The sequence below is a fragment of the bacterium SCSIO 12696 genome, assembly GCA_024397955.1.
GTDB lineage: Bacteria > Pseudomonadota > Gammaproteobacteria > Pseudomonadales > Porticoccaceae > SCSIO-12696.
The window spans coordinates 1,380,165-1,393,828 of the sequence record CP073744.1; the positions used below are offsets into that span (position 1 = coordinate 1,380,165).

15 protein-coding genes are annotated in these 13,664 nt (G+C 54.0%); 13 read left to right on the forward strand and 2 right to left on the reverse strand.

The annotated features are described in order from the left end of the window. The first annotated feature begins 128 nt into the window (after positions 1-128). From KFE80_06320 to KFE80_06380, 13 genes are all read left to right on the forward strand, one after another. A complete protein-coding gene (locus tag KFE80_06320) occupies positions 129-1,112 on the forward strand; it encodes a calcium/sodium antiporter (GenBank protein ID UTW46655.1) in 984 nt (327 codons plus the stop codon). Positions 1,113-1,169: 57 nt separating this feature from the next. Beyond that, entirely contained in the window at positions 1,170-2,138 is a 969-nt protein-coding gene (locus tag KFE80_06325; protein UTW46488.1) for a KpsF/GutQ family sugar-phosphate isomerase, read from the forward strand. 12 nt (positions 2,139-2,150) lie between these two features. After that, positions 2,151-2,681, forward strand: a complete 531-nt coding sequence (locus KFE80_06330; GenBank protein UTW46489.1) for an HAD hydrolase family protein — start codon at positions 2,151-2,153, stop codon at positions 2,679-2,681. Positions 2,682-2,710: 29 nt separating this feature from the next. Beyond that, positions 2,711-3,298: an LPS export ABC transporter periplasmic protein LptC gene (gene lptC / locus KFE80_06335; protein UTW46490.1), complete on the forward strand. Its 588-nt coding sequence runs from the start codon at positions 2,711-2,713 to the stop codon at positions 3,296-3,298. 40 nt (positions 3,299-3,338) lie between these two features. Further along, the gene (lptA, locus tag KFE80_06340; protein UTW46491.1) at positions 3,339-3,809 is read left to right on the forward strand and encodes a lipopolysaccharide transport periplasmic protein LptA; all 471 of its coding nucleotides are present in this window, start codon (positions 3,339-3,341) and stop codon (positions 3,807-3,809) included. Then, a complete protein-coding gene (gene lptB, locus KFE80_06345) occupies positions 3,796-4,521 on the forward strand; it encodes an LPS export ABC transporter ATP-binding protein (protein ID UTW46492.1) in 726 nt (241 codons plus the stop codon). The genes lptA and lptB overlap by 14 nt, the downstream gene beginning before the upstream one ends. A 53-nt stretch (positions 4,522-4,574) precedes the next feature. Next, complete coding sequence (locus KFE80_06350) at positions 4,575-6,107, forward strand: RNA polymerase factor sigma-54 (protein ID UTW46493.1); 1,533 nt, start codon at positions 4,575-4,577, stop codon at positions 6,105-6,107. 22 nt (positions 6,108-6,129) lie between these two features. Further along, complete coding sequence (raiA, locus tag KFE80_06355; GenBank protein ID UTW46494.1) at positions 6,130-6,417, forward strand: ribosome-associated translation inhibitor RaiA; 288 nt, start codon at positions 6,130-6,132, stop codon at positions 6,415-6,417. Positions 6,418-6,455: 38 nt separating this feature from the next. Further along, positions 6,456-6,920, forward strand: a complete 465-nt coding sequence (locus KFE80_06360) for a PTS sugar transporter subunit IIA (protein ID UTW46656.1) — start codon at positions 6,456-6,458, stop codon at positions 6,918-6,920. Between the two features lie 10 nt (positions 6,921-6,930). Then, a complete protein-coding gene (rapZ, locus tag KFE80_06365) occupies positions 6,931-7,791 on the forward strand; it encodes an RNase adapter RapZ (protein UTW46495.1) in 861 nt (286 codons plus the stop codon). Then, a complete protein-coding gene (locus tag KFE80_06370) occupies positions 7,788-8,057 on the forward strand; it encodes an HPr family phosphocarrier protein (GenBank protein ID UTW46496.1) in 270 nt (89 codons plus the stop codon). Before rapZ ends, KFE80_06370 begins: the two co-directional genes overlap by 4 nt. A gap of 98 nt (positions 8,058-8,155) precedes the next feature. Then, a complete protein-coding gene (mgtE, locus tag KFE80_06375; protein ID UTW46497.1) occupies positions 8,156-9,517 on the forward strand; it encodes a magnesium transporter in 1,362 nt (453 codons plus the stop codon). Positions 9,518-9,529: 12 nt separating this feature from the next. Beyond that, positions 9,530-10,057 carry a ribosome-associated protein gene (locus KFE80_06380; GenBank protein ID UTW46498.1) on the forward strand — a complete coding sequence of 176 codons (528 nt, stop codon included), beginning with the start codon at positions 9,530-9,532 and terminating at the stop codon, positions 10,055-10,057. Positions 10,058-10,087: 30 nt separating this feature from the next. Here the strand turns inward: KFE80_06380 and KFE80_06385 are convergent, their stop codons facing one another. Continuing rightward, the gene (locus KFE80_06385) at positions 10,088-11,245 is read right to left on the reverse strand and encodes an aminotransferase class I/II-fold pyridoxal phosphate-dependent enzyme (protein ID UTW46499.1); all 1,158 of its coding nucleotides are present in this window, start codon (positions 11,243-11,245) and stop codon (positions 10,088-10,090) included. A 132-nt stretch (positions 11,246-11,377) separates the two neighbouring features. Continuing rightward, entirely contained in the window at positions 11,378-13,528 is a 2,151-nt protein-coding gene (pnp, locus tag KFE80_06390; protein ID UTW46500.1) for a polyribonucleotide nucleotidyltransferase, read from the reverse strand. Between the last annotated feature and the right edge of the window lie 136 nt (positions 13,529-13,664).

Below are 13,664 nucleotides of genomic sequence, written 5' to 3' on the forward strand. Positions count from 1 at the left end.
CCCGTAAACGCATCACAGAAACGCAAGCTGACAATGAGGCGGGTGATGGGAGAAAAGTGCTGACTTCAAAGTGCGCGCACTATACCATTGCCACCCGTTTTCGCGAATACTCCTTACTGATATCCCCTATGGCTGAATACATCTCTGCAATACCGGCCTGGCTGGCCATGCTGATTGGGCTTATCGCACTGGTATGGGGGGCAGACCGCTTTGTGGCGGGCAGTGCCGCCACTGCTCGAAACTTTGGCATGTCACCGCTGATTATCGGCCTGACCATTGTCTCCATCGGCACCTCTGCACCGGAAATCATTGTAGCTATCAATGCCAGCCTGTCCGGTAGCGGCGAAATGGCTGTGGGCAACGCATTGGGCTCAAATCTCGCCAATATCGGCCTGGTATTGGGGGTGACCGCACTGGTAGCGCCATTGCCAACACAGCCGCACCTGATTAAGCAGGAAGGTCCGGTTTTGCTGGCGGTCACATTGCTGGCCGGGGTGCTGTTGCTCAACGACCACCTTTCTCGCCTCGATGGCATTATTTTAGCTGGGCTTTTGGTACCCCTGCTGTGGTTCACTCTTCACCAAAAGCGCGGTGAACTCTCACCAAGAGAAGTAGAAGAAGAGCTGGAAGATATTCCTACACTGAATATGACGCCGGCACTTATCTGGCTATTGGTGGGTTTGGGCACACTGTTGCTAGGCTCAGACTTACTGGTAAACGGCGCCACCCGCACCGCTCAAGCACTCGGTGTTAGCGAATTGGTGATTGGCCTTACCGTGGTAGCTGTCGGCACCAGCCTGCCGGAGCTGGCCACCTCCATCGTCAGCGCGCTGCGTGGCCATCACGATATTGCCCTGGGTAATATTTTTGGCTCCAACCTGTTTAACTTACTGGCGGTAATGTCGATGCCCGGACTGATTGCCCCGCTGGCGCTGGATCCGCAGGTATTTAACCGGGACTTCTCCGCCATGGCGCTACTCACCGGATTACTGCTGATTGGTGTGATTTGGTCCCTGCGCAAACGCGGCGGTCAGGCCCGCAGCGGCCGGCTGGGAAGGCGTTTTGGTGCCCTGTTGGTGGTACTGTACTGCGCATACTACAGCTTTCTATAAGCGGTTATACTACCCTGCGCATACACAATCACAGTCACACAAAACCATGGAGCTGCCATGAGTTCACCCCTGTTAGAAAGCGGTCGACGCACTATCCATATAGAAGGCGATGCGGTTCGGCAACTGGAAAACCGCATTGGTGCCGACTTCCAAACAGCCTGTGAGCTTATGCTGGATGTCAAAGGCCGTGTAGTGGTTACCGGCATGGGCAAGTCCGGCCACATCGGCCGCAAGATTGCCGCCACTTTGGCCAGCACCGGCACACCGTCATTTTTTGTCCACCCCGGCGAAGCCAGTCACGGCGACCTGGGTATGATTACCGAAAACGACGCGGTACTGGCCATTTCCAACTCCGGCTCCACTGCAGAAGTCATCACTTTGCTGCCACTGATCAAACGCCTGGGCGTGCCCATGGTCAGTATGACTGGCAACCCCGGCTCGCCACTGGCAGAAGCCGCTCACGCCCATCTGGACATCAGCGTAGAAACCGAAGCCTGCCCACTGGGCCTGGCACCCACCTCCAGCACCACGGTCACTCTGGTAATGGGCGACGCCCTGGCGGTGTCATTACTGGAAGCTCGTGGTTTTACCGCCGAAGATTTTGCGTTTTCCCACCCCGGTGGTGCTCTGGGCCGCAAACTGCTGCTCAAGGTGGAAGACATTATGCACAAGGGCGATGAAGTACCCCGGGTGAATGACACCAGCTCCGTGCGTGACGCCCTTGTAGAAATGACCGGCAAAGGCTTTGGTATGACCACAGTGGTGGATGCTCAACAGCATTTGCTGGGGGTATTCACCGATGGTGACCTGCGCCGTGCCGTGGATCAGCGCATCGACATCAATACTGCCGAAGTAAAAGATGTGATGACCCTGAACTGCAAAACCATTTCGCGCAACATCCTCGCCGCCGAAGCACTGGGCATTATGGAGGATTACAAAATCACCGCGCTGGTGGTGGAAAACGACGATCAACAACCCTGCGGCGTACTGCACATGCACGATGTGTTGCGCGCCGGGGTTATGTGACCCGGAGGACAGATGACAGTCGACAATCAAGCCACCGAAGCGGCAAAAAAAATCCGCCTGTTACTGCTGGATGTGGATGGTGTACTCACCGATGGTAAGCTCTACTACAGCGAGAGCGGCAGCGAAGCCAAGGCGTTTAATATTCAAGACGGCCAGGGCATCAAGCTGCTGCAACGCAATGGCGTCGAGGTGGGCATTATTACCGGGCGCAGCTCGCAACTACTGGCCAGGCGGGCTAAAGAGCTGGGTATTGAACGGGTAGTTCAGGGCCGCGAAGACAAACTCACCGCCCTCAATGAACTGCTGGAAACCTGTGACTACCAACTTCACGAGATTGCCCATGTGGGCGATGACTTACCCGATGTGGCGGTGATTCGCCGTGTCGGCCTGGGCATTGCGGTGGCAAACGCCAACTGGTTTGTGGCCGAACAGGCGGACTGGCAAATCCAAAACAAAGGCGGCGATGGCGCTATCCGCGAAGTGGCTGAATTTATTCTCAGCGCTCAGGGGAAATTGCAGAGCACACTGGAGCCGTATTTATGAAACCACAGTTGCTGTTGGAGTACTGCTAAGTGCTGCGGCCATTCCTGATCTTTGCATTGATCGTCGCCTTGGGTTGGAACTTTCGCCAGTTCTGGATCTCACCTCCCGAGACGTTTTTTCAGCCCACCGCCACCACTACTGACGTGCCCAAAGCCAACGTTTACATGCACAAAACCGACACTCGGCAGTTCAACGACCAGGGCGAACTGGCATATCGGCTGACGTCCGAGCGCACCGAACACTTTACCGAGTCGCAAAGCTTTGTGCTCAGCGCCCCCAAAATCACCTCCTTCCAAAAAGATGCGCCCCCCTGGACTCTGTCTGCCAATAATGGCGTGGTGGAAAAAAACGGCGAGAGTATTCGCCTGAACGACCAGGTGGTTGGCCGCCGCTTTATGCAGGAACGCACCATCACTTTGAAAACACCGGCACTGTTGTTTATCCCTGAGAAACAATACGCCGAAAGCGACAAAAACGTTACAATCACCATGCCCGGAGCAAATACGTCAGGCACTGGCTTTAAAGCCAACCTCAATACCGGTGAATACCAATTACTTTCTCGCGTAAAAGGACAGCTGGATGCCACGAAATCGTCCACCTCTGACCAGACCAACTAAGATTAGCTCAGCGCTGGCTGCCGCGGTATTGACTGTGGCAATGAGCCCGTCCGCTCTGGCACTGCCAGAAGATCGCCTGCAACCCCTGGAAATCAAAGCCGAGCACAATGCCGGGGATGTCAACGGCAACCTGATATACAGCGGTGACGTGCGTATTGTGCAAGGCTCCCTGCGACTCAACGCCGACAAAGTGGAAGCGCAAATCAACCAGCAAACCATTCTCTGTACCGGCAAGCCCGCCTCTTTCCAACTCACCACGGTGGATTACGGCCTGGTGACCGGCAAGGCCGAAGAGCTGTACTTTGATCGCAGCAGCGGCAAATTACGCCTGTCCAAGGATGCCATCATTACCAAGGAAGATGGCTCGTTCACACAGGGCGACACCATCACCTACAACATTGACAGTGAAACCTGGACAGTTGAAGGCGGCACCACCGTGCTGCCACCTGCGGTTACCAAGCCGGATGAAGGTTCGGCAAGCGACAAGGAAGTTGACAATGGCGACTCTTGAAGCTCGCCACCTGGCCAAAGCCTATAAAAAACGTCCGGTTGTTAAAGACGTCTCCATGAAAGTCAGCAGCGGCGAAATCGTCGGTTTGCTGGGCCCCAATGGCGCCGGTAAAACCACCTGTTTTTACATGATTGTGGGCCTGGTGCCACTGGGTGGAGGAGAAATCCTGATTGACGGCGAAGACGTCACTCACCTGCCCATGCATGGAAGAGCTCGTAAAGGTTTGGGCTATTTGCCCCAAGAAGCCTCTATCTTTCGGCGCCTCAGCGTCCAAAATAACATTATGGGGATTTTGGAAACCCGCAAACAGCTGAGCCGCAAACAGCGCCAGGAAAAACTGGAAGAGCTACTGCAAGAGTTCCACATCACCCATATTCGCGACAGCTTGGGAATGAGTCTGTCCGGCGGTGAACGACGCCGGGTGGAGATCGCCCGAGCTCTGGCCACTGAGCCTCAATTTATTTTGCTGGATGAGCCCTTTGCTGGCGTTGACCCTATCTCTGTGAACGACATCAAACAGATTATTCGCCATCTGCGTGACAAAGGTATCGGCGTGCTGATTACCGATCACAACGTTCGTGAAACTCTGGATATTTGCCATCACGCTTACATTGTCGGTGAGGGCCACGTGATTGCCGAAGGCGACGCCACCACTATCCTCGGCAACCAGCAGGTCCGCGATATTTATCTGGGCGAGCACTTTGAGCTGTAGCAACGCGATTCAATGATCAGCACTATAACCACAACAAACACTCGCTGTATTTTATGAAGCCAAGCCTGCAACTAAAAATTGGTCAGCACCTGACCATGACCCCACAACTGCAACAAGCCATAAAACTGTTGCAGTTGTCCTCTCTGGATTTACAGCAAGAAATCCAGCAGGCACTTTACGACAACCCACTATTGGAGCTGGCGGAAGAAGAAGAGCGCCGGGAGCAACGAGCTGAAAGTGAGCAGGAAAACCACGAAAAAGCCGACTCACCGAAGGAAAGCGATCAGCAAGCAAGCACCGAAACAGAGCCTGACATCAAAGAACTGAGTCAGGACGAGTGGGAAAACAAGATACCTGACGAGCTACCGGTAGACGCCAGCTGGGACGATGTGTTTGAAACCGCAGCCACTTCTGTTGCCAACAAGCAAAACAGCAGCAGTGGCGAAAGCCGGGACTTCGATACCTTTCAAGCCTCTGCGGACACCCTGCAAGATCACCTGCTCTGGCAACTCAATCTCACCCCCATGTCCGACAACGACCGGGTAATTGCCGGAGCTTTGATTGATGCCATTGGCGATGACGGCTTTCTGGCACTGCCTGTGGAGGATATCTGGCAGGGCTTGGTAGACACCAGTCAACCGGAAGAAGAACAACTGGAACTGGATGAGGTAATCGCAGTACTCCGACGCATACAGCACTTCGACCCTATTGGTGTGGGCGCTACCTCGCTCAGCGACTGCCTGTTAATTCAGCTGCGCCAGCTTCCGGCAGAAACACCCTATTTGCAAGAGGCCATCACTCTGGCGGAATCCCATCTGGAATTGGTGGCCCGGCGGGATGTTAAGCAACTGCAAAAACACACAGGCTTGTGCCCAGATAGCTTAGGGACCGCTATTATCCTGATTCAGGCACTGTCGCCACGCCCTGGCGACCTGGTACGCAGCAGCCAGGTGGAATACTGCGTACCAGACGTAAAAGTGGATAAAAAGAACAACCGCTGGCAAGTGACGCTGAACAATGACATTACTCCCGCCCTGCGCATCAACCAAAGCTACGCCCAACTGATCCGCCGCGCGGACAGCAGTGAGCAAAATCGCTTTTTACGAGACAACCTGCAAGAAGCCCGCAGCTTTTTGCGCAGTTTGCAAAGCCGCAACGACACCTTGCTGCGAGTTGCCGCCTGTATTGTGGAGATGCAGCAGGGCTTTCTCGACCAGGGCCCGGAAGCCATGAAACCCATGGTACTGGCAGACGTTGCCGAGCAGTTGGAGCTGCACGAATCCACCATTTCCCGTGTCACTACCCAGAAGTTTATCGACACGCCAAGAGGCATGTACGAACTCAAGTACTTCTTTTCCAGCCATGTGAGTACCGCTGAAGGTGGTCAGTGTTCATCAACGGCGATTCGCGCTATGTTGAAAAAACTCATCGATGAAGAAGACTCGGCGAAACCGTTAAGCGATAACAAACTGGCGGCCATTCTGGACGAACAAGGTATTAAGGTGGCGCGCCGCACTGTTGCCAAATACCGCGAAAGTCTAAACATTCCCTCATCCAGTGAGCGGAAAAAATACCGCATCAAATAATCACCCTGTAGAGGAGCGCACTATGCAACTGAACATCAGCGGACACCATGTGGAAGTTACCGAGCCCCTGCGCAACTACGTCATCAGCAAATTGGACCGCCTACAACGGCACAACGATAAAATCACCAGCACCAACGTTATCCTTTCCGTCGAAAAATTGATCCAAAAAGCCGAGGCAACGGTGCACGTCAGTGGCGGCGAGTTTTTTGCCGATAGCGAACACGAGGACCTGTACGCCGCCATCGACACCCTCATGGATAAGCTCGACCGGCAGCTGATCAAGCACAAGGAAAAACAGCGGGGTCGTTAAGCCTCGTTTAACATTTGTCTCTGTTTATTGTCATACCAATTATGCAAATCTCTGACATACTCACTCTGGAACGCACCAACTGTTGCGCTCCCGGGAGCAGTAAAAAGCGAGTCCTGGAGTATCTAGCCACCTTTTTGGCGCAACAGAACACAGACGTAGAGCCGTTGGCACTGTTTGAGCAATTGCTCGCCAGGGAACGACTGGGCAGTACCGGCATTGGCGATGGTGTCGCCATCCCCCACTGTCGCCTGGAAGGTTTTACCGCTCCGGTGGGGGTTCTGTTGAGACTGCAAAAAGGAGTCGACTTCGACGCTATTGATGGTCAACCTGTAGACCTTGTGTTCGCGCTGATCGTGCCAGAAGACAGCGGCGACAATCAGGAAAACGACGAACATTTAAACACCTTGGCCAGCATCGCAGAATTGATGCAAAGCCCACAACGGCGCAAAAGCTTGCGCCAAGCAGTGGATAACAGAGCGCTGTATAGCTGCGCCATTACATAAGGATATCAACATGCGCCTGGTGGTGATTAGTGGCCGATCTGGCTCTGGCAAAAGTACCGCCCTCCACGTTTTGGAGGACGTAGGCTTTACTTGTATCGATAATCTACCGGCGGCGCTGCTGCCGCCATTGCTGCTGCAATACCAGCAAACCGATAGTAACCAAGACCAGAAAATTGCCGTTGGCATTGATGCCCGTAACCTGTTGGGCGACCTCCAGCAGTTGCCGAAAATCCTTGAAGAGATCAACAACAGTGGCGTCGATCACGAAGTAATTTTTCTCGATGCCCGAGCTCCGGTACTGCTGCGTCGATTCAGCGAAACCCGGCGCAAACACCCATTGAGCTCTGACAACCTGGCTCTGAAAGACGCCATCAAGCTGGAGCGCAAGCTCCTCGACCCCATCGCCTCCATCGCCACACGAGCCATCGATACCAGTAATATGAACCTGCACCAGTTGCGGGACCTGGTGAAAAAACAGGTGGTGCCAGACAACCAGGGCGAAATGGCTATTTTGTTTCAGTCGTTTGGTTTTAAACGTGGTGTTCCCGCTGATGTGGACTTTGTATTTGACGTTCGCTGCCTGCCCAACCCCTACTGGGTACCGGAATTGCGCGCCTTGACCGGCAACGATGCCGGCGTGGTGGACTTTTTGGAACTGCAAGTGGATGTCGCTCACATGCTGGCAGATATTATCGGCTTCCTGGAACGCTGGCTGCCCAAATTCCAGGCGGATAACCGCAGCTATCTGACCGTCGCCATAGGCTGTACTGGCGGCCAGCACCGCTCAGTTTACCTGTGCAACAAACTCTGTGAATACTTTTCCGGGCACCTGACCAACGTGGTGCAAACCCGCCACCGGGAATTGACGTGATCCAACGCGAATTGACCATTATCAACAAACTTGGCCTGCACGCCCGAGCCGCCACCAAGCTGGCGCAAACTTCCGGGCGCTTCGCCAGCACCATTCGCTGCGGCCACAGCGGAAAAATGGTCGACGCCAAAAGTGTGATGGCGGTCATGCTGCTGGCCGCCTCAAAAGGCACCACCCTGAACTTTGAGATCGAGGGCGGCGACGAGCAAGAGGCCGCAGATAGCATATCTGAGCTGATCGGCGATTATTTTGGCGAAGGGCAGTAAATCTGCTGGTAACGCGAAACCCGTAACTGTAATTTCCCCAACAAAATCATTACACTACCCGCCATCTACACGGGCTACATAACAAGGGGGAAAGCGCCATGGCATCGGTTACCAACACCGCTAACCACCTTGAACAGTTGGAGCTAATCAGCGAAGCGCTGGACTCCGGCACCCTGCATCATACCCGTCATATGCTGAACTCCCTGTCAGCGCCTGAAATCGCCGACCTGATTGAGTCATCCCCCCCGAAGGAACGCCATGTACTCTGGGGTCTGGTGGACAAAGAGTCCGAAGGTGATGTACTTCAAGAACTGGACGAGGATGTTCAAAAGCTCTTCTTGAAGGACATGGACAGTGAAGAGCTGGCCAGCCTCACCGAAGGCATGGACGTGGATGATATAGCCGACATCCTGCAACAGCTGCCGGACCGTATTACTGCGGAAGTGTTGCAAGCCATGAGCGTGCAAGATCGACAGCGGGTAGAGAGCGTTCTCACCTACGAGGAAGACACCGCTGGCGGCATGATGGATACCGACACCATCACTGTACGCCCCGATCTCACCATTGACGTGGTACTGCGTTTTCTGCGCCGCCACGAAGAGCTACCGGAAGGTACCGACAATCTGTTTGTGGTCAACCGCAAAGATGTCTTTGTTGGCATTCTGTCCCTGCGCAAAGTGCTCACCTCCCCCACCAACATTACTGTGCGGGAGCTGATGGATACCGAGGTAGAGGCAATTCCCGCCAACCTGGAAGATACCGAAGTCGCTCACCTGTTCGAGCGCCATGACTGGCTGTCTGCACCTGTGGTGGATGAGCACGACAAACTGCTGGGACGAATCACCATTGACGATGTGGTGGACGTGATTATCGAGGAAGCCGATCACTCCCTGTTGGGTCTGGCGGGCCTCAGTGACGAAGAAGATACCTTTGGCTCAGTACGGCACACAGCGCCAAGGCGAGCTATCTGGTTGGGCATCAATCTGGTTACCGCAATTATCGCGTCTCTGGTGATCAAACAGTTCTCCGATGCCATCGACACCATTGTTGCGCTGGCTATTTTGATGCCGATTGTGGCCAGTATGGGCGGCGTCGCCGGTAGCCAAACCCTGACCGTGGTGATTCGAGGCATGGCCCAAGGCCAAATTGGCCGCAGCAATCTTGGCTGGCTGCTCAACAAAGAATTTGGCGTGGGCTTGCTCAACGGTATTTTGTGGGCAGCGATTATGGGCCTCGCCGCTGGGTATTACTTCGACACCCCTAATATCGGCTGGGTAATTGCCGCCGCCATGGTGGTTAATTTAATTACCGCTGCCATTTTTGGAGCCTTAATACCGATTCTGTTGAAAGCCATTAACATCGACCCAGCCCTGGCAGGCAGTGTGGTACTCACCACCGTCACCGATGTAGTTGGCTTTTTGGCCTTTTTGGGGCTCGGCACCTTGTACTTATTACCTTAAACAGCAACCGCTATGATTGATTTTCCTGACGACTACGGCAAAGACCCGGAAGACCCTGAAGAAATTATCCTGGTCAGTAAATCCGAATTAAAACGGGATATGCTGGAATTGCAGCAACTGGGAGAAACCCTGGTGGAGCTGCCAGAGAAACAGCTGGAAAAAGTCACTCTGCCAGATAACCTCAGCGAAGCCGTTGAACTGGCGCGCCGGTTAAAGCATCGAGAAGGTCGCCGCCGGCAATTGCAATACATCGGCAAGCTGATGCGCGACATCGAAGTCGACGAAATCCGTCAACAGTTGGAACAATTTGACCAACAAAGTCGAGCCTTTCGCCAGCAATTTCATCAGTTGGAACACTGGCGCGACCGCTTGATTGCCGAAGGGGACGGAGCTTTAAACGAGTGGGTGTCTGAGTACCCTCAAACCGATCGGCAACAAATCCGTCAGCTGATTCGCCAAGCGCAAAAGGAACAATCGCAACAAAAACCACCGGCGGCGAGCCGTAAGTTGTTTAAGGTGTTGCGAGAAGTTAGTGAATAATCTGCCATAGCAACTCGCAACAAAAGTATTTTATAAGCACCCTTTTGCCAATCTTTCTAGGGCTTCTTCCAGGCGATCCATACTCGAAGTGTAAGTAAAGCGCACATATTTATTGGCATTGTGAACCCCAAAGTCAGTGCCTGGCGTAAAAGCCACACCCTGCTCACGCAGCATGCGCCAACAAAATGCTTCGCCATCATCGGTCAGCTTTTCCACATTGGCGTACACATAAAACGCACCTGCCGGCGAATGCTCAATACCAAAGCCGATGTGTCTTAATCCATTCACCAAAAAATCTCTGCGCCGATGAAACTCCGCTCTGCGCTCTTCCAATATTTCCCCGACTTCTGGACTTAACGCCGCCATGGCTGCGTACTGGGAAATCGCAGGGCTGGAAATATAAAAATTTTGCGCCATGGCGTTAATACGCTCCATTGCCGCTTCAGGCACCACCGTCCAACCCAGGCGCCAGCCGGTCATGCCGAAATATTTGGAAAAACTGTTAATCACAAAGGCATCGTCTGTAACTTCCAGTATGGAAGCGACGTCGGCAGCATCATAGGTGAGACCATGATAAATTTCGTCCACCACTAATGCTGCCTGTTTTTCTGCAGTCAGCTTATGCAGAGCAACCAGATTCTCGCGAGTGATAATTTCCCCGGTGGGATTGTTGGGTGAGGCGACCATAACGCCACGGGTATTTGCCTGCCAGTGGTGCTCCGCCAGATCCGCGGTCAGCTGAAAATTATTTGCTGCCTCCACCGGCACCAACTGCGGTTCCGCGTCCAAACGGCGGACAAAATTGGGATTACAGGGGTAACCGGGGTCCGACAGCAATAGACCATCGCCGGGGTTGAGCAACATCTCGCATACCATCCCTAACGCAGCACTGCTGCCGGTGGTGATAACCACTCGCTCTGGATTTAACACAACACCGTAACGGCGCTGATAGAGCGCAGCCACCGCCTGACGCAATTCGGGAATACCACAAGCGGCTGTGTACTTGGTGTGGCCGGCAGCCATGGCTTTCTGTGCCGCTTCAATCACCGGCTGGGGCGCGGAAAATGCGGGCTCCCCCACTTCCATGCGCACAATATCCCGCCCTTGACCTTGCAGCTCCATAGCAGCGGCGAGAATGTCCATGGCTTTAAAAGAAGTGATGCCGTTACAGCGACGGGCAAATTCCATAGTGAAACCTGAATAGGGAGAACAAGCCACGAGATTGCCACGTCGCACCGCGACTCGCAATGAGGTTGAATGACATCCAGCCAACAAAAAACGGGGCCGAAGCCCCGTTTTTATCGTACACCTTATGGAAGATTACTCTCCCTGAGGCGCCTCTTCAGCCGGAGCCTCAGCAGTGGCTTCCGCATCGCCACTCTGTTCTGTCTGAATGTCTTTCATGGTCAGTTTGATACGACCGCGAGCATCCACGTCCAGCACTTTAACAGGCACCGTCTGACCTTCTTGCAGGTAGTCGGTGACTTTCTCAACCCGCTCTTGAGCAATTTGAGAAATATGAACCAACCCGTCAGTACCCGGCATAATGGTTACGAAAGCACCAAAGTCGACGATGCGAGCAACCGTGCCCTGGTAAATTTTGCCGATTTCCGCTTCCGCGGTGATTTCTTCGATCTTGTATACCGCCAGATCCAGTGATTCTTTATCAGCGGCGTAGATGCGAATACTGCCGTCATCTTCGATATCGATAGAAGCACCGGTTTCTTCGGTCAGCGCACGGATGGTGGCACCGCCCTTACCGATCACATCGCGAATCTTGTCCGGATCGATCTTGAGGGTAGAGAAGCGCGGTGCACTTTCTGCCACCGCTTCGCGGCCGGTTTCGATCACCTTGTTCATCTCGCCAAGGATATGCAGGCGTGCATGCAGGGCCTGTTCCAGGGCAATTTCCATGATCTCTTCGTTGATGCCTTCGATTTTGATGTCCATTTGCAGGGCAGTAATACCTTTGGCAGTACCGGCCACTTTAAAGTCCATGTCGCCCAGGTGGTCTTCGTCACCGAGGATATCCGTGAGTACAGCGAAACCGCTGGTTTCTTTTACCAAACCCATGGCAATACCGGCAACCGGGGCTTTCAAAGGCACACCGGCGTCCATCAATGCCAAGGAAGCACCACACACAGAAGCCATCGAGCTGGAGCCGTTGGATTCGGTAATTTCCGATACCACGCGGATGGTGTAAGGGAATTCTTCAACGTTCGGCAACACCGCGGCAATACCGCGGCGAGCCAGACGGCCGTGACCGATTTCGCGGCGGCCGGTAAAGCCAATACGACCACACTCACCCACAGAATAGGGAGGGAAGTTGTAGTGCAGCATAAACGGGTCTTTGCGCTCCCCTTCCAGGGCGTCGATGATCTGGGCATCGCGCACCGCACCCAAGGTGGCAGTGGCAATGGCCTGAGTTTCACCACGGGTAAACAGAGCGGTACCGTGTACGTTGGGCAGCAGGCCCACTTCTACGTTGATACCACGTACGGTTTTGCTGTCGCGGCCGTCGATGCGAGGCTCACCGGCAATGATGCGGCCACGAACGATTTCTTTTTCCAGCTTCTTGAAGTAGTCGCCAACGGTCTCAGGCGCAATACCACCTTCTTCGTCAGAGGCAAGGGCTTCAACAGCAGCGTCGCGGAGTTCGTTAACGCGAGTTACACGCTCTTGCTTGTCGATAATGGTGTAAGCGGCAGCCAGGTCGGCACCCACTTGCTGGTTAAGGGCGGTTTTCAGCTCGGTGTTTACTTCCGCAGCCTGCCATTCCCAGCGGGGCTTACCGACTTCGGCAACCAATTGGTCGATCACCTGGATAACCGCCTGCATTTCCTGGTGGGCGTACAGTACCGCACCCAGCATCAGGTCTTCTGGTAGTTCCTTGGCTTCGGACTCCACCATCAGTACCGCTTCCTGAGTACCGGCAACCACCATATCCAGAACAGAGTCTTCCAGCTCGCTGTAAGTGGGGTTCAGCAGGTAGCCGTCTTGCTGGGTAAAGCCCACACGAGCGGCACCGATGGGGCCGCTGAAAGGCACACCAGAAATAGCTAGGGCGGCTGAGGCACCGATCATCGCCGGGATATCCGGGTCGATGTTTTTGTTGGCAGAGATCACTGTACACACCACTTGCACTTCATTTTTGAAGCCGTCGGGGAACAGCGGGCGGATAGGACGGTCGATCAGGCGAGACGTCAGGGTTTCCTTTTCGGAAGGACGGGCTTCGCGCTTAAAAAAACCACCGGGGATTTTACCTGCGGCGTAAGCCTTTTCCTGATAGTTAACCGTCAGCGGGAAGAAGTCCTGGCCAGGCTTGGCTTGTTTGGCGCCAACAACAGTACAAAGTACCGCGGTATCATCCATAGAGCAGATGACGGCTCCGCTGGCCTGGCGGGCAACACGCCCGGTTTCCAACGTAATCGTATGCTTTCCATACTGAAATTGTTTAATCGTAGGAGTCATTGAATTTTCCTGTATTTGTGTCCCTTGCGCTTTATGGTTTTGCTGCTCGGGTTACCAATTGAGTACTTTGTGTCATCCCCGCGAAAGGAGGACAAGGTAAATACCCATTGGTAACTCGATCAGCGCATAGTTGCGA

Bases quoted from the DNA above. Each gene is read 5' to 3' on its own strand.
- KFE80_06320 (UTW46655.1), top strand. From the start codon at position 129: ATGGCTGAATACATCTCTGCAATACCGGCCTGGCTGGCCATGCTGATT.
- KFE80_06325 (UTW46488.1), top strand. From the start codon at position 1,170: ATGAGTTCACCCCTGTTAGAAAGCGGTCGACGCACTATCCATATAGAA.
- KFE80_06330 (UTW46489.1), top strand. From the start codon at position 2,151: ATGACAGTCGACAATCAAGCCACCGAAGCGGCAAAAAAAATCCGCCTG.
- lptA (UTW46491.1), top strand. From the start codon at position 3,339: ATGAGCCCGTCCGCTCTGGCACTGCCAGAAGATCGCCTGCAACCCCTG.
- lptB (UTW46492.1), top strand. From the start codon at position 3,796: ATGGCGACTCTTGAAGCTCGCCACCTGGCCAAAGCCTATAAAAAACGT.
- KFE80_06350 (UTW46493.1), top strand. From the start codon at position 4,575: ATGAAGCCAAGCCTGCAACTAAAAATTGGTCAGCACCTGACCATGACC.
- raiA (UTW46494.1), top strand. From the start codon at position 6,130: ATGCAACTGAACATCAGCGGACACCATGTGGAAGTTACCGAGCCCCTG.
- rapZ (UTW46495.1), top strand. From the start codon at position 6,931: ATGCGCCTGGTGGTGATTAGTGGCCGATCTGGCTCTGGCAAAAGTACC.
- mgtE (UTW46497.1), top strand. From the start codon at position 8,156: ATGGCATCGGTTACCAACACCGCTAACCACCTTGAACAGTTGGAGCTA.
- KFE80_06380 (UTW46498.1), top strand. From the start codon at position 9,530: ATGATTGATTTTCCTGACGACTACGGCAAAGACCCGGAAGACCCTGAA.
- KFE80_06385 (UTW46499.1), bottom strand. From the start codon at position 11,245: ATGGAATTTGCCCGTCGCTGTAACGGCATCACTTCTTTTAAAGCCATG.
- pnp (UTW46500.1), bottom strand. From the start codon at position 13,528: ATGACTCCTACGATTAAACAATTTCAGTATGGAAAGCATACGATTACG.